The sequence below is a fragment of the Vibrio sp. RM-69-4 genome, assembly GCF_024743775.1.
GTDB classification, from domain to species: domain Bacteria; phylum Pseudomonadota; class Gammaproteobacteria; order Enterobacterales; family Vibrionaceae; genus Vibrio; species Vibrio anguillarum.
In genome coordinates, this window is sequence record NZ_JAMQXI010000076.1 from 373,642 (window position 1) to 388,677 (window position 15,036).

Consider the following 15,036-nt stretch of genomic DNA (forward strand, 5'->3'; position numbering starts at 1 on the left):
ACAGAAAAATAAGAGAATGCGTTGAGAAATTTTTGCCTGCATGACTGAGTGATGATACATCAATACCAAGACTTGATCTCCCTGTTCAATGACACTTTTTTTGAGCCATTCAATACGCGTTTAGAGCTCGGTGGTGATGAGCCGATTTACTTGCCTGCTGATGCACAAATCAATCATCACCGCATCATTTTCGCACGAGGCTTCTTTGCCTCGGCACTGCACGAAATCGCGCATTGGTGCGTCGCCGGCCCTGAACGGCGATTGATGGAAGATTTTGGCTATTGGTATCAACCAGACGGGCGAACCGCGCAAGTCCAAGCCGAATTTGAAAAAGTAGAGGTTCGCCCTCAAGCGTATGAGTGGATTTTATCGGTCAGTGCTGGCTTTCCTTTTACTGTGAGTTGTGACAACCTACACGGCGATTTTGAACCAGACCGTATCGCCTTTATGACTCAGGTACATCGTGAGGTAGTCGCTATCTTACAGGTTGGGCTTCCACCCCGAGTGAAGATGCTGTCAGATGCATTACGTGCTTTTTATGGTACGACAGAATTAAGGCTAGAGCACTTCACTATCAGGTAACTGGCTAAATAATAAGAGAAAATGAGAGTTGTATGATTATTGGATTTGAAGAAAAACTGCTGGAAATGATTGATGCACGTATTGCGACGGCATCGGACGATGAATTGTTTGCGGGTGGTTATTTGCGAGGTCATATTTCTTTGTCTGCAGCCGCGTGTGAAGATGAAGGAATTGACGATCTATCTCTGTTTAAAGCACGAATTGAGCAGAGCCTAGAGCAAGCGCGCACAGAGCTGACGCCTGCCGACCGCGTGATTGTGTTCGATTTATGGACAGAACTTCACAACCAAGTTCACAACCAAGCTTAAGGTGACCACATTTAACTCATTCGAATTCTTTGAATGAGTCCGTAAAATTTTTATGGTTGTTGTTAATTTGTGCGCTCGCTATGCTTAAGCCATATTCGAACACACAAGGGCAACACCATGAAAGTCATCGCATTTGGAGCATCAAACAGCTCAACTTCAATCAATAAAGCATTGGCCACTTACACCGCTCACCTCATCGAAGGTGCAGACGTGGTGGTGCTTGATATTAACAACTATACCGTTCCTATGTTTAGCGAAGATCTTGAAAAAGAGCTTGGTCAAGCCGAAGGCGCTCAAGCTTTTCTGCGTGATCTTGCTCAAGCGGATGCGTTTGTTATCTCTTTTGCTGAGCATAATGGTCACTACCCAGCGGCGTACAAAAATTTATTTGACTGGGCAACACGCATTGACCGTGAACTATTCAAAGGTAAACCTGCTGTTTACCTAGCCAGCTCTCCAGGTCCTGGTGGCGCGCAATCGGTTTTGGCGGCGGCAAATAATTCTGCTCCTTATTTTGGTGGTAATGTAAAAGCGTCTGTCTCGGTACCGAGTTTTTATGACAATTTTGACTTGGCTACGGGTCAAGTGACTAACCCAGAAGTGGCAGCACAATTGAAAGACGCGATTGCGAAGCTCGTATAGCTTTCTTGTCTCGTTTTAAGTTCGTCTCACGTTAAGTTTCACGCCTTTTCGCGTGAAAAAGTGAGCATTAAAAAGCCTTGCTGGATAAGTAAGGCTTTTTTCTATGACGGGTTTTATCGAGGAGTACGTTCGGTGATGGCTTTGCCTTTTTTGAGTTTTCTCACCCACATTCGACTTGGATGAAGCGTTTCGAGAATATCAACAGCAAGCGGAAGTGGATCGCCACTCATTTGTGAAGCCAGCAACTCAGCCATTAATGGCGCAGAACTTAGCCCTCGCGATCCTAGCCCGAGCATGCAGTACAAATGAGGATAGTGAGCCACAGATGGAGTCTGTTGCGGATCTTGGGGCGTTAACGGCTGGTAGTCGAGCTTGATCTGTTCAAAGTTGCCCACATTCCCGACAAACGGCAAATGATCGCGGCTGACACAGCGAACGCCTTGGCGAGATTGATTGCTAGATGTATCGACTTGCTGTGTCCAGTTTTGGTCGTTAATACAACGGGTTAAGCGTTGTCCATTCTCTTGCTGCGCCGCCGCATCGAATGCTTGGTTGATTTGACTTCGGTCATAGCTTGCGCCAATGCAGTGCTGTTGAGTGTTGGGGTTGTGCGGTGTCATATAGCCGTCGTAACACAACACGCTGCTCAGCTTTTGCAATGTTTTTGAGGTTGGAATGTGGCTTACTTGTCCTTTCACTTTGCCAAGTGGCAACGCTTGTGTTTGCTCGAAATGGTCAAATTGATGACCGTTTGCAATGACCACACACTGATGGTGCTTTTCGCTACCATTAACACTTAATGTCCACTGCCGCTGTATTTCATCCCAGCGCAAAGACTCCACCTCGTGATTGAAATAGGCGTTGAATCGCTCACTTTGGCTTAATTGGTCAAACAGGCCTTGTGTCAGTTGAGCAGGGCAAAGCCATCCTCCGAGTGGGTAATGTAAGCTGACCATGTCAGTCGGTAAGCCGACGTTTTGTAACGTTGCTTGTTGATCGCAGTAGTGCATTAGCTGAGGGTTAAATTTCCCTTCAAGCATCGCCATCTGTTTTTGGGTCGATTTTTCATCCCACATCAATTGGGTCACACCACACCAATCATGATCAAAAGGGACGGTTTGCGCCATTTGCTCAACAAATTGCCGAGCAAACAGAAAAGCGGGCGCAAAAACACGCGATACACCACTGTGGTTTTTATTCAGCAGTGGGTAAACCGCACCTTGTCGGTTACCTGAAGCACCTTGAGCGGCTTTATCATCAGCGCAATACAGGCTGACATTGATACCGCGGCGATTGAGCATTTTAGCTAATGTGGCACTAGCAATGCCGCCGCCGATGATCGCCACGTCGGTAATATTGGTTGTCGGCGCAATCGCAAACCAAGGTTTTATATTGCTGTACGGCGTTTTGTGTTCCAGTTGACCAGCAATCATCTCTCTTTTGGTGCCAAAGCCTTTCACTTTTTTCATCGAAAAGCCTGCTTCTATCAATCCGCGTCGTACAAAACCTGCGGCGGTAAAAGTGGCGCACGTGGCTTTGTGTTTCGCCAGTTTGGCCATATTCTCAAACAGCGTTTGATTCCACATTTCAGGGTTTTTACTGGGAGCAAAACCATCCAAAAACCATGCGTCTACCACGCCTTGCTCGGTTGTTGGAACTTGCGGCATACACTCTTTGATATCACCGAACCAAAGATCAAGGGTAATGGCGCCATCATCAAGAACAATGCGATGACATTCTGGTACTGCAATCGGGTAGTGTTGTTGAAGCTTTTTCGCATAAGTCGCTAATTCAGGCCACGATTGGTGCGCTGTTATCAAGTCGTGTTTATTGAGCGGATATTTTTCAAAACTGATAAAATGCAGCGCTTGCAATGGCGCATTTGGGTTTTGTTGCCTAAACGCATCAAATTCTTGCCATACAGCGAGAAAATTTAACCCAGTGCCAAACCCCGTTTCGGCAATGACGAATCGTTTTTGGTCATATTGGTGCCATCTTTGTGGTATATGATTTTGGGAAAGAAACACGTAACGCGTCTCTTCTAGGCCGTTAACGTTGGAAAAGTAAACGTCATCGAATTGGTCGGAAACGGGTGTGCCCGCTTCATTCCAACCCAGTGTTGCGTTGGTTATGCTGGTCATAATGGTGTAATTCTGTGAAATCGGGCGATATATAGCTCGAGATTGTACGAATTTCTGGGAAAGCTGACCACTTTTGTTATTCTTCTTAGTTATTATCTAAGCGAATTTTGAATTATAGGAATGTCACATGAAACGAGTCGTAATCACCGGTATGGGTATTGTTTCAAGTATCGGTAACAACGTCGAAGAAGTTTTAGCGTCTCTAAAAGCAGGAAAATCAGGTATTACCGCTTCTGAGCAGTTCAAAGAGAACGGTTTACGCTCTCAAGTGTGGGGTAGCCTGAAAATGAACCCTGCTGACCATATTGATCGCAAACAGATGCGTTTTATGGGTGATGCGGCCGCGTTTGCATACCTATCAATGGAACAAGCGATTGCCGATTCAGGTTTAGCACCAGAGCAGGTCTCTAATGACCGCACTGGTATTGTGGCTGGTTCTGGCGGTGCGTCGTCGTATAACCAAGTTATTGCTGTCGACACATTGCGCACAAAAGGCGTGAAGCGCGTTGGTCCTTACATGGTTCCACGTACTATGTCTTCGACTGTTTCAGCCTGTCTTGCTACGCCATTTAAAATCCGTGGCGTCAACTACACCATGAGCTCCGCTTGTGCGACGTCGGCTCACTGTATTGGTCACGCAATGGAACTTATCCAATTGGGTAAGCAAGATATTGTGTTTGCAGGTGGTGGTGAAGAGCTCGATTGGTCTTTAACTATGATGTTTGATGCAATGGGTGCGTTGTCAACTAAGTACAACGAAACACCAGAAAAAGCGTCACGTACTTACGATGCTGACCGCGATGGTTTCGTGATTTCAGGCGGCGGCGGCATGGTTGTGGTTGAAGAGCTTGAGCATGCACTGGCTCGCGGCGCAAAAATTTACGGTGAAATCGTCGGTTACGGTGCGACATCCGATGGCTACGACATGGTGGCTCCATCAGGTGAAGGCGCTGTGCGTTGCATGAAGATGGCAATGCAAGCGGTAGATAGTGTGGATTATGTCAATACACATGGTACTTCCACACCTGTCGGTGATGTAAAAGAGTTGGGTGCCATTCAAGAAGTGTTCGCTGGCAACAGCCCAGCTATCTCGGCAACAAAAGCAATGACTGGCCACGCATTGGGTGCGGCAGGTGTGCATGAAGCCATCTACTCTACCTTGATGCTTCACCACGGCTTTATCGCGCCAAGCATCAACATTGACAATTTAGATCCAGCGGCTGATGGCCTTGATATTGTGACCGAAATGCGCGAGCAAGAGCTAACCAGTGTGATGTCTAACAGTTTTGGTTTTGGCGGTACGAACGCGACGCTAGTGATCAAAAAGTATCAAGGCTAATGCGCCTACACACCTCTAATAAAAAGGTTTCCAGAGCGGGTCAGCTTAGCTGATCGAACAGACGCAGACTCTGTCCCATGGAGAGCGGGACGGGATCCTTTTGTTCTGGGTTTTTGCCCGGTTTCCGTGAGGAGCCGGGCATTTTTATGGAAAGCGGGATTTCTTCTCGACAGTCTGTGCGCTTTTCTGCACAATTCCTTCAATTTCGAAAATTGTGAACTCCGCTATGAAAATCCTTATTGATGAAAACATGCCTTATGCTGAATCGTTATTTAGCCAGCTTGGTGAGGTGGTGTTGAAACCCGGTAGAAGCTTAACGGCTGATGATCTTATCGACGTTGACGCCTTGATGATTCGTTCTGTTACGAAAGTAAATCAAGCATTATTAGCGAAAGCCAATAAATTAAAGTTTGTTGGTACGGCGACGGCAGGTATGGACCACGTTGATCAAGCGCTTTTGGCTGAAAGAGGCATCTTTTTTACTGCCGCACCGGGGTGTAATAAGGTGGGAGTGGCTGAGTATGTTTTCAGTGTATTGATGGTGCTAGCGCAGCAGCATGGTTTTTCTGCCTTAGAGAAAACCGTTGGCATTATTGGTGCTGGTCAAGTCGGCAGCTATTTAGCCGAGTGTTTAGCGGGGATTGGCATTAATGTGCTGCTCAACGATCCCCCAAAACAAGCACAAGGTGATTGCCGCGAGTTTACTCATCTTGATGTTTTACTTGATAAAGCGGATGTCATTACGCTGCATACACCCATTACTAAAAGTGGTGAATCGCCGACTCATCACTTGATTGATGAAGTTCGACTTGCCCAGTTGCGCAGTGATCAGATCTTGATCAACGCGGCTCGTGGCCCTGTGGTGGATAACCAAGCGCTGAAACAACGCCTACAGAAAAATGATGGTTTTATTGCCGCTTTAGACGTGTTTGAATTTGAACCTGAAGTGGATATGGAACTGCTGCCTTTGCTCGCCTTTGCGACGCCGCATGTGGCTGGCTATGGGTTAGAAGGTAAAGCCCGAGGCACGACCATGATTTTTAATAGTTTTTGTGAGTATCTTGGCGATGACCATTGCGCGAATGCCAGTAGTTTATTACCCGAGACTCCCATTGCCAAAGTGTATTTATCACGCGGTTGGGATGAGGAAACATTACACAGTTTAACCCAATTGATTTATGACGTACGCAAAGATGACGCCTTGTTTCGCCGTGAAATTGGCAAACCAGGTGCTTTTGATCAAATGCGTAAACTTTATTGGGATAGAAGAGAATATAGCGCGATGACTGTCGTCGGTAGTGAGTCGTGTGATCTCACTCCCTTAGCTAAATTAGGTTTTAAAACAGAGGTAACAAATGAGCCAAGAATTTAATATCGCTATTTTAGGAGCAACCGGCGCGGTTGGTGAAACCATGCTTGAAGTGCTCAAAGATCGCAAATTCCCCGTTGGTGAACTTTACCTACTTGCCAGTGAGCGTAGTGAAGGTAAATTCTACCGCTTCAATGGTAAGACCATACAAGTACAAAATGTTGAAGATTTCGATTGGTCACAAGTTCAGATTGCACTGTTTTCCGCTGGTGGTGAATTGTCCGCAAAATGGGCACCTATTGCCACAGAAGAAGGCGTGGTAGTCATCGATAACACCTCACATTTCCGCTATGAGTACGATATCCCACTTGTTGTGCCTGAAGTGAACCCTGAAGCGATTGCGGATTTTCGTAACCGCAATATTATTGCGAACCCAAACTGCTCAACCATCCAAATGTTGGTGGCGTTAAAGCCGATTCACGATGCTGTGGGTATCGAGCGAATTAACGTATCAACTTATCAGTCCGTTTCAGGAGCTGGGAAGTCAGGCATTGATGAGTTGGCGGGACAAACCGCAAGGCTATTAAATGGTGTTTCGGCCGATCCTGATGTGTTTAGCCAGCAAATTGCGTTTAACTGCATCCCACAAATCGACCAGTTTATGGATAATGGTTACACCAAGGAAGAGATGAAAATGGTGTGGGAAACGCAAAAAATATTCAATGACTCAACCATTATGGTCAACCCAACTTGTGTACGCGTGCCGGTTTTTTACGGCCATGCTGAGTCACTGCATATTGAAACACGCTTACCGATTGATGCTGAGCAAGTTATTGAGTTATTAGAGAAAACTGAAGGTATTGAAGTATTCAGCGGGAATGATTTCCCCACGCAAGTTCGCGATGCGGGAGGGAAGGATACGGTTCTTGTAGGGCGTATTCGCAACGATATCAGTCACCACAGTGGCATTAACATGTGGGTAGTGGCAGATAACGTGAGAAAAGGCGCTGCAACAAATGCGGTACAAATTGCGGAAGTGTTGATTCGAGATTATTTCTAATTAATACCTAGTAAAAAGGAGTGGCTTACCACTCCTTTCTCTTTACACAAAAAAGCCGAGTGATTGATTCACCCGGCTTTTTTATTATCGTCCAGCTCAAGGCTGAGAATGATGGCTATCTTTTTGACTTGTGCGCGTTAGGGTTCTGCTTGCAACTGCCGTCGGCACATTTACCATATAGATAAAGGCTGTGATTGGTGAGCTGTACATTATATTGCTCAGCAATCTCTCTTTGGCGTTGTTCGATCACCTCATCTGAAAACTCAATCACTTCACCACAATCTAAGCACACTAAGTGGTCGTGGTGGTGTTGTGTTGAAAGTTCAAAAACGGATTTTCCACCTTCAAAATGGTGACGAGTGACAATACCCGCATCATCAAATTGGTTTAATACTCGATAAACAGTCGCAAGACCGATTTCTTCACCAAGATCAATCAATTTCTTATACAGTTCTTCAGCGCTGATATGTTGGCATTCAGGCTGCTGTAGCACTTCTAAAATTTTTAGCCTAGGAAGGGTAACTTTAAGACCTGCATCCTTGAGCGCTTGGTTATTATCTGACATACACTTTCCTGTTGATGATCTGCAGCAGTTAACAGAATTCATAATTGCGATCATTATAGGGGAGTCACTGCTAACAATAAACCACGAAGTTCAAAGGGTTACTTTATATTTGTCACAAAGCCGCGCAATATCACTGATATAACAGCTCTTACCAGTTACAATTGCGTAACATTTATTAGTGATTGAGTCGATAGGTTTAAAAGGTGAGCACGGAATGAATCACTCTTTAGCAAGATTTTATAAGCCAAATATTGTTAAGTGGGCGTTAAATAGCTGGCCTCCTTTTTGGGGCGCTGGTATCCACATTGATGAAATTAGTAGCGACTTCCGTCAGGTGAAAATGCGCTTAAAGCTGCGGTGGTGGAACAAAAATGCCAATCGCACTCAGTATGGTGGCAGCATTTTCTCTCTTACTGACCCTGTTTACTCTTTGATGTTAATGGGGATTTTGGGTGAGCAATATTATGTATGGGACAAAGAGGCCAGCATCAACTTTATCAAACCGGGCCATTCTGATTTGTATGCGGAGTTTCTGATAACGCAAGACCAACTGGATTCAATCTTAGTGAGCACGGCCAATGGGGATAAATGCTTTCCGGAATTTGTTATCCATGTTAAGGATACCAAAGGCGAAGTGGTCTCTGAAGTGCAACGTAAATTGTACGTGCGCAAAAAACCTAAATACAGAGAAGAGAGTGATGCAGACAAAATGGTTACTTTTTGTGACCGCTAAGGCTGTTCATTCTGCATTTGGCACAGCTCAATCCAAGCTTCGGCGGTGCGAGAAACGTACCGTTCCGCGTGCCATATTAATCCTAAGTGCCAATCAATACTGGGTGTCATCGGTTTGACTAAGACGCCTTCTCCTTGAATTCGTCGACAAAGTGGTTCGGGTAGAAAAGCAACGCCTACGCCACTTTTGACCAACGCGACTAAAAAATCCCATTGGCTACTGCGCGCTGCAACTTGTGGTGTAAATCCGTGTTGTAGGCAGAGTGAGTGGATGTAGTCACTCAGCGTAAAATCATGGGTATAGAGGTAAAATGGCTCATTTTGTAGTTGCTCCCAACCGATGGCTTCTTGCTGCTTCCAAGGAGATGAATCGGGGAGTACGGCACAAATGGGGTAACTGTCTAAGGAGAGTGACCGCAGATTGTCAATCGGATGAGGCGAAAGCATGGTGACGGCGACGTCAATTTCGCCATTGAGAATAGCTTGCTCTATTTTACGTCCGCCATACTCAACGATGGTGAGCTCTACATTAGGGTAGGTTTGGCGGTATTGGCGGATCAGACCTGCGTAAAGGTGTCCAACCATTGGTGGAATTCCGAGATGCAGTTGTCCCTGCTTTACCTGATTGAGATCGACCAATTCGGCTTCTAACTGAGACATCTGCGCTAAGATCTCTAGCGCTCTTTGATAGACAACTTCTCCTGCATCGGTAAGCCAGAAACGTCGACCTTCACGATGTAATAGTGGCTGTTCAATTTCCTGCTCTAAACTGCGGATCATCTTACTGATAGTGGGCTGGGTGACGAACAGTTGCTCGGATGCGCGGGTAAAGCTTTGTTGATTGACCAATTCAACAAAATAGCGCAGTGCTTTAATATCCATAATATCTCCTTTTATCATTCCATTTTGGCATGAAAATGATAATAAAAAGTCATTTTACGATGGTTTTATGGCTTAATATAATGTGACTAATTTCACAAAACGGCATTAGTCTCATCATGCAAAGAATAAGAAACAGCCAAAGAGTAAAAAACAATCTGCAAACAGTGGTACAAGTTGTTGCGCTATCAATGATCTGGTTTTTGGCGGATTTTCTAGTCAGCACTTTTCATATTCCTTTACCAGCAAATTTAACGGGCATGCTATTGCTGTTAACTTTAGTGATTATGAGAGTTGTAAAAGTTGATTGGCTGCGCAAGGGAGCAACTTGGTTATTGGCGGAAATGCTGTTGTTCTTTGTACCAGCGGTCATTGCGGTCGTTAACTATCAAGAGTTAATGCAACAGCAAGGGTTACGAATTATGGCGGTACTTGTCATCAGTACCATCATGGTCATTGCTATTACTGCTTGGACCGTTGATAAAATGTATCGTTTAGAGCTGATATTAGCGCGTAGAAAAAGCAACCGGGCAATACGCCTAACCAAAGTGGAGCGTTCATCATGAGCTCACTACTTACCTCAACGCTGCTTGGTGTATTTTGCTTGCTGCTAACCTTGGCTTTTTACTATGGCAGCAAGTGCCTTTATCAACGTAAACGTTCTATTTTCTTAATGCCGCTGCTATTGGCCCCTATATTGTTAGTGGCTGTTGTGATGATCTTTCACATCCCTTACCAAACCTATATGGCAGAATCTCATTGGTTATTGTGGCTACTTGGTCCGGCGACAGTGGCTTTTGCTATTCCTGTCTATGACAACCGATTGTTGATCAAGCGCCACTGGCTCTCTCTATCCGTGGGAGTGATCGTATCGGTTGTGGTGGCTGTGGGGAGCACGGTTTTGTTGGCTCGTTGGTTTGAATTACCCGATATGCTTCAGCGCAGTTTAGCGATGCGCTCGATTACCACGCCTTTTGCTGTTGAGGCGACGAAGTCAATTGGTGGGCAAAGTGATCTGACTGCTCTGTTTGTGGTACTTACTGGGGTGATAGGCATGGCGGTAGGTGAAGTGGTGTTAGCGTTATTATCCATTCGCTCTGGGCTTGGTAAAGGAGCCAGTCTTGGCGCTTCCGCGCACGGTGCAGGAACGGCAAAAGCGTATCAAATTGGCAATGCTGAAGGGGTAGTGTCGAGTGTGGTGATGATGATTGCGGGCATGGTCACTGTGTTGCTTGCTCCATTTATCGGCCGTCTACTTTGGTAAAGAAAAGAGTGCTGTTGTATACGGGTCAATAAAAAATCCCCTCGCAAGGGGATTTTTTATGTTTAAGAGATTAGCCTTCAAGTTCAGCTAAACACATCTCTTCATAAATCTGCTTAACCCATGTGCTGACGCGCTGTTCAGTCAACTCTGGTTGACGATCTTCATCGATGCATAAACCAATAAAGTGGCTATTGTCACCTGCAACCAAGGCTTTAGAGGCTTCGAATTCATAACCTTCAGTTGGCCAGTGGCCAATAATCGTTGCACCTTTGCTTTCGATAATGTCACGCACTGTACCCATCGCGTCACAGAAGTATTCAGCGTAGTCTTCTTGATCGCCGCAACCGAAAATAGCAACTAATTTCGTCGAGAAGTCGATCGCTTCTAACTCTGGGAAAAAATCATCCCAATCACACTGCGCTTCACCGTAGTACCAAGTAGGGATACCCAGTAACAATAAGTCAAAATTATCAATGTCTTCTTTGCTGCTTTTCGCAATATCTTGAACGTGAACGAGCTGCTTACCCAGTTGCTTTTGAATCATTTTCGCAACGGCTTCAGTATTACCGGTATCGCTACCAAAGAAGAGGCCTACACTTGCCATAGAATCATTACCTTTAATTTGTCATTTTCTGGCGGATGAGCGTGTTCTTTACCCCAGTCCGGTGCCTTCCCAACTGAGTTGGATAAGTCCTTTAAGGATAAAGCCAGCACAACCTAAAAACAGAACTAGCCATACAATACGGCGCCCAAATGGCGGTACATTACCTTGCTTAAGGACATCTTTTATTGCCATACCGATAAGGAAAAATATAGACGCAAAAAGAAGATCGAGTCCAATCGACTCAAGCATGTTCATGTAGTCGTACAGCATGGGTATCCTTTATGCCAATTTGCTTGAGCGCACTATAACACTGTTATTCGTCAAAGTTAATGCGCGCATTGGTACCTATTTCACACTTGTTGTTTCACAGTAAAGCAGCTAGCTGCCAATGAACTTCCTGATCGCTCGTAAAACTTCAACGGGCTTTTCTGCGTGTAGCCAGTGCCCTGTGTTGGCGATGACGTGCGCTTTCGCTTGGCTAAACTGCTGCTGGATCATTTCTTGGTGTTCCGCTAGTAGATAGTCAGAGTTGCTGCCTTTAACCAATAAGGTTGGAACAGAGCTGCAAGGGATTGGTTCCCAGCCTAAAATATTCCAGTAATTTTTTTCAATGGCGGGAACATTAAAACGCCAGCTCATTACACCATCTTCTCGTTTAAATAACGATTTACTGAGAAATTGTCGTACGCCTTCTAGCTCAATATGTTGCGCTAAAATGGCCATGACCTCTGCTCGCGAGGTAGGCTGCTGCGCAATAACCGCGTTGAGCCCCGCCAGTACGTTATCATGTTTCCGATGCTGATAGCTGACGGGTGCCATATCTAAAACCACCAGTTTGGCGACTTTGGATGAGGCGATGTCAGCCAGCTTCATGGCAACTTTACCGCCCATTGAATGACCAATCAGAGTGACTGAATCACAAGCTAACTCTTCGAGTAAACTAGCAACATCGAATGCCATGCTCGCGTAATCATGTTCCTCACTGTGAAATGATTGACCGTGATTACGCAAGTCAATACTCAATACTTGGTGATCGGCTTTTAGGTCTCTTGCAAGTAAACCTAGGTTGTCTAAATTGCCGAATAAACCATGGATCAAAACAACGGTGTGACCTTCACCTTCGAGTTTGTAATTAAGAAGTGCTGACATTTTATCTTATTAGTGATTGGTTTAACGTAGAGTATCAGTGAAGATCTCGCTATAATCCCTCAGAGTTTAAACATTGAGATTGTGAAAAGCGAATGAAAACAATTGAGGTTGATGAGGATCTATACCGTTATATTGCCAGCCAAACCCAACATATTGGAGAAAGCGCGTCGGATATTTTACGCCGTTTGCTCAATGTTGACGGTAAAGTGTCTGCAGCAGCGGTCGTGACGCAAGTAAGTACCGAGCCCAAGGGCATTGTTGTGAGTAAAGATGCCGTACAAGAGATACAGATTGATAGCGTAAAAGAGATGCGTTCTTTGCTCATTTCTGATGAATTTGCGGCTTTGAAAAAAGCAATTGATCGTTTTATGTTGGTGCTTTCAACCTTATACCGTATCGATCCAGTAAGTTTTGCTGAAGCGACCTTAGTGAAAGGACGTAAGCGTGTGTATTTTGCTGACAACGAGCAAACCTTGCTTGCTAGTGGGCAGACAACCAAGCCAAGAGCGATTCCAAACACACCATTTTGGGTCATTACCAATAACAATACTAGCCGCAAACAACAGATGATCGAGCAGCTGATGGTATTGATGAATTTCCCGAGTGACATTATTGAGAAAGTGACGCACTCAATCTGATTTGTGCCCATTCATAGATAAAAATCTGATTCAAGCCTCATACTGCGGACCACTAAGTCCGTATCATGAGGCTTTTTATTTCGTTGTTATTTTAAGAAAGGATGTCAAAAATGGCTATGCACCCACGCGCCGGACAAAAAGCACGGCAGGAAGACTTACATAATATCCCTGCGCTCGTTGCAAACTACTTTTTACTTCAACCTGATGCGGCTAACCCAGACCATAAAGTGCAATTTGGTACTTCGGGGCATCGTGGTTGCGCGGATAAATCGACATTTAACGAAAACCACATTCTTGCTATTGCTCAAGCGGTAGCAGAAGTGCGCGCTCAGCAAGGAACCACTGGGCCGATTTTTGTCGGAAAAGACACGCACGCACTCTCTGAGCCTGCTTTTTCTAGTGTACTTGAAGTACTGATCGCTAATGGAATTGAAGTGATCGTTCAACAGGATAATGGCTATACGCCAACGCCGGGTATTTCACACGCAATCTTGACTCATAACTTGAAGCACGCGCAAAAAGCTGATGGCATTGTGATCACGCCTTCTCATAATCCACCACAAGATGGCGGTATTAAATACAATCCTACCCATGGCGGCCCTGCTGAAGGGGAAATCACCCAAGCGATTGAAAACCGCGCCAATGAGATCATTGCAGAAGGCATGCAAGGCGTGAAGCGTCTGCCTATTATGTCGGCAAAGCAATCGCCGCTGTTTAAACAAGTTGATCTTGTGAAACCTTATATTGATGACTTAGTGAATGTGATTGATATGGAGGCCATCCAAAAAGCTAATCTAAAACTGGGTGTTGATCCACTCGGTGGCAGTGGTATTGACTACTGGCGTCAAATTGGCAAAGCGTATCAGCTTGATTTAACACTGGTGAGCGAAGCGGTGGATCCGACATTCCAATTTATGTCACTCGATAAAGATGGTGTAGTGCGTATGGACTGTTCTTCTCCTTATGCAATGGCGGGGTTATTAGCGTTAAAAGATCAGTATGATCTCGCGTTTGGTAATGACCCTGACTACGACCGCCACGGCATTGTCACTCCGAAAGGTTTGATGAATCCAAACCATTTCTTAGCCGTATGCATCGATTATCTGTATCGTCACCGCAAACAATGGCGCAAAGAAGTGGCTGTTGGTAAAACGTTAGTATCAAGTGCATTGATTGACCGTGTGGTCGCCGATCTTGGCCGTGAGCTGTGTGAAGTACCTGTCGGCTTTAAGTGGTTTGTTGATGGCTTATACAGTGGTCACTTCGGTTTTGGTGGTGAAGAGAGCGCAGGTGCGTCATTCCTGCGTAAAGACGGAACGCCTTGGTCAACGGATAAAGACGGTATTATCCTTTGCTTACTGGCGGCGGAAATCACCGCTGTCACAGGTAAAAATCCGCAGCAATATTATGAAGATCTGGCCGCGAAACATGGAGAGTCTAAATATAGTCGTATTCAAGCTGTCGCAAATGGCCCACAAAAAGCAGTGCTGAGCAAATTGTCACCAGAGATGGTCTCTGCGCAAACATTAGCGGGAGATGAGATCACAGCCCGCTTGACGCATGCTCCCGGCAATGGCGCAGCCATCGGTGGATTAAAAGTGACCACTGATTATGGCTGGTTTGCTGCTCGTCCATCAGGCACAGAAGATATTTATAAGATCTATTGTGAAAGTTTTAAGGGCGATGAGCACCTCAAGCAAATCGAAGCGGAAGCGCAACAGATTGTTAATCAAGTCTTTGCCGACGCTGGTTTGTAAGCAAACTTATCAATTAAAATAGGCGGCCAGAGGCCGCCTATTTTATATTTAGTCGTCTATTATCTTG

Annotated in this window: 17 protein-coding genes; 11 read left to right on the forward strand and 6 right to left on the reverse strand. The window is 45.3% G+C overall.

Features of this window, described 5'->3' with window-relative positions:
* The first annotated feature begins 51 nt into the window (after positions 1 to 51).
* From NB504_RS13960 to NB504_RS13970, 3 genes are all read left to right on the forward strand, one after another.
* Positions 52 to 582, forward strand: a complete 531-nt coding sequence (locus NB504_RS13960) for an elongation factor P hydroxylase (RefSeq protein ID WP_258429104.1) — start codon at positions 52 to 54, stop codon at positions 580 to 582.
* Between the two features lie 32 nt (positions 583 to 614).
* Positions 615 to 890, forward strand: a complete 276-nt coding sequence (locus tag NB504_RS13965; protein WP_258429105.1) for a YfcL family protein — start codon at positions 615 to 617, stop codon at positions 888 to 890.
* A 117-nt stretch (positions 891 to 1,007) separates the two neighbouring features.
* On the forward strand, positions 1,008 to 1,532 hold the full coding sequence (locus tag NB504_RS13970) for an NADPH-dependent FMN reductase (protein ID WP_026028358.1): 525 nt from the start codon (positions 1,008 to 1,010) through the stop codon (positions 1,530 to 1,532).
* Positions 1,533 to 1,645: 113 nt separating this feature from the next.
* On the opposite strand, the gene mnmC is transcribed toward NB504_RS13970, so the two are convergent.
* Positions 1,646 to 3,673, reverse strand: a complete 2,028-nt coding sequence (gene mnmC, locus NB504_RS13975; protein WP_258429106.1) for a bifunctional tRNA (5-methylaminomethyl-2-thiouridine)(34)-methyltransferase MnmD/FAD-dependent 5-carboxymethylaminomethyl-2-thiouridine(34) oxidoreductase MnmC — start codon at positions 3,671 to 3,673, stop codon at positions 1,646 to 1,648.
* Between the two features lie 127 nt (positions 3,674 to 3,800).
* On the opposite strand from mnmC, the gene fabB reads away from it, so the two are divergent.
* The 3 genes from fabB (at position 3,801) to NB504_RS13990 (ending at position 7,381) form a co-directional block, all read left to right on the forward strand.
* Positions 3,801 to 5,012, forward strand: a complete 1,212-nt coding sequence (gene fabB, locus NB504_RS13980) for a beta-ketoacyl-ACP synthase I (RefSeq protein WP_258429107.1) — start codon at positions 3,801 to 3,803, stop codon at positions 5,010 to 5,012.
* 226 nt (positions 5,013 to 5,238) lie between these two features.
* The gene (locus NB504_RS13985; RefSeq protein WP_258429108.1) at positions 5,239 to 6,384 is read left to right on the forward strand and encodes a 4-phosphoerythronate dehydrogenase; all 1,146 of its coding nucleotides are present in this window, start codon (positions 5,239 to 5,241) and stop codon (positions 6,382 to 6,384) included.
* Positions 6,368 to 7,381: an aspartate-semialdehyde dehydrogenase gene (locus NB504_RS13990; protein WP_013856334.1), complete on the forward strand. Its 1,014-nt coding sequence runs from the start codon at positions 6,368 to 6,370 to the stop codon at positions 7,379 to 7,381. Before NB504_RS13985 ends, NB504_RS13990 begins: the two co-directional genes overlap by 17 nt.
* Before the next feature lie 115 nt (positions 7,382 to 7,496).
* On the opposite strand, the gene fcrX is transcribed toward NB504_RS13990, so the two are convergent.
* Positions 7,497 to 7,946 (reverse strand): ferric iron uptake transcriptional regulator FcrX, encoded by a 450-nt coding sequence (fcrX, locus tag NB504_RS13995; protein ID WP_010318689.1) that lies wholly within the window; start codon positions 7,944 to 7,946, stop codon positions 7,497 to 7,499.
* A 214-nt stretch (positions 7,947 to 8,160) separates the two neighbouring features.
* On the opposite strand from fcrX, the gene NB504_RS14000 reads away from it, so the two are divergent.
* Positions 8,161 to 8,679, forward strand: coding sequence for a DUF4442 domain-containing protein (locus NB504_RS14000; protein ID WP_105977383.1), 519 nt, complete (start codon positions 8,161 to 8,163; stop codon positions 8,677 to 8,679).
* Here NB504_RS14000 and NB504_RS14005 read toward each other — a convergent pair.
* A complete protein-coding gene (locus NB504_RS14005; RefSeq protein WP_164996783.1) occupies positions 8,676 to 9,560 on the reverse strand; it encodes a LysR family transcriptional regulator in 885 nt (294 codons plus the stop codon). The genes NB504_RS14000 and NB504_RS14005 overlap by 4 nt on opposite strands.
* Positions 9,561 to 9,676: 116 nt before the next feature.
* On the opposite strand from NB504_RS14005, the gene NB504_RS14010 reads away from it, so the two are divergent.
* Complete coding sequence (locus tag NB504_RS14010; RefSeq protein WP_013856338.1) at positions 9,677 to 10,123, forward strand: CidA/LrgA family protein; 447 nt, start codon at positions 9,677 to 9,679, stop codon at positions 10,121 to 10,123.
* A complete protein-coding gene (locus NB504_RS14015; RefSeq protein ID WP_013856339.1) occupies positions 10,120 to 10,821 on the forward strand; it encodes an LrgB family protein in 702 nt (233 codons plus the stop codon). The genes NB504_RS14010 and NB504_RS14015 overlap by 4 nt, the downstream gene beginning before the upstream one ends.
* Positions 10,822 to 10,891: 70 nt before the next feature.
* Here NB504_RS14015 and fldA read toward each other — a convergent pair whose 3' ends face one another.
* The 3 genes from fldA to NB504_RS14030 form a co-directional block, all read right to left on the reverse strand.
* Positions 10,892 to 11,425 (reverse strand): flavodoxin FldA, encoded by a 534-nt coding sequence (gene fldA, locus NB504_RS14020; RefSeq protein ID WP_013856340.1) that lies wholly within the window; start codon positions 11,423 to 11,425, stop codon positions 10,892 to 10,894.
* A gap of 48 nt (positions 11,426 to 11,473) precedes the next feature.
* Positions 11,474 to 11,695 carry a DUF2788 domain-containing protein gene (locus tag NB504_RS14025; protein WP_010318683.1) on the reverse strand — a complete coding sequence of 74 codons (222 nt, stop codon included), beginning with the start codon at positions 11,693 to 11,695 and terminating at the stop codon, positions 11,474 to 11,476.
* Between the two features lie 108 nt (positions 11,696 to 11,803).
* Positions 11,804 to 12,574, reverse strand: a complete 771-nt coding sequence (locus NB504_RS14030) for an alpha/beta fold hydrolase (protein ID WP_017045728.1) — start codon at positions 12,572 to 12,574, stop codon at positions 11,804 to 11,806.
* A gap of 92 nt (positions 12,575 to 12,666) precedes the next feature.
* Here NB504_RS14030 and seqA point away from each other — a divergent pair, with 92 nt between their 5' ends.
* Together seqA and pgm are read left to right on the forward strand one after the other, a co-directional pair.
* Positions 12,667 to 13,212 carry a replication initiation negative regulator SeqA gene (seqA, locus tag NB504_RS14035; protein ID WP_010318681.1) on the forward strand — a complete coding sequence of 182 codons (546 nt, stop codon included), beginning with the start codon at positions 12,667 to 12,669 and terminating at the stop codon, positions 13,210 to 13,212.
* A 110-nt stretch (positions 13,213 to 13,322) separates the two neighbouring features.
* The gene (gene pgm, locus NB504_RS14040) at positions 13,323 to 14,969 is read left to right on the forward strand and encodes a phosphoglucomutase (alpha-D-glucose-1,6-bisphosphate-dependent) (RefSeq protein ID WP_088729036.1); all 1,647 of its coding nucleotides are present in this window, start codon (positions 13,323 to 13,325) and stop codon (positions 14,967 to 14,969) included.
* The last annotated feature ends 67 nt before the right edge of the window (positions 14,970 to 15,036 follow it).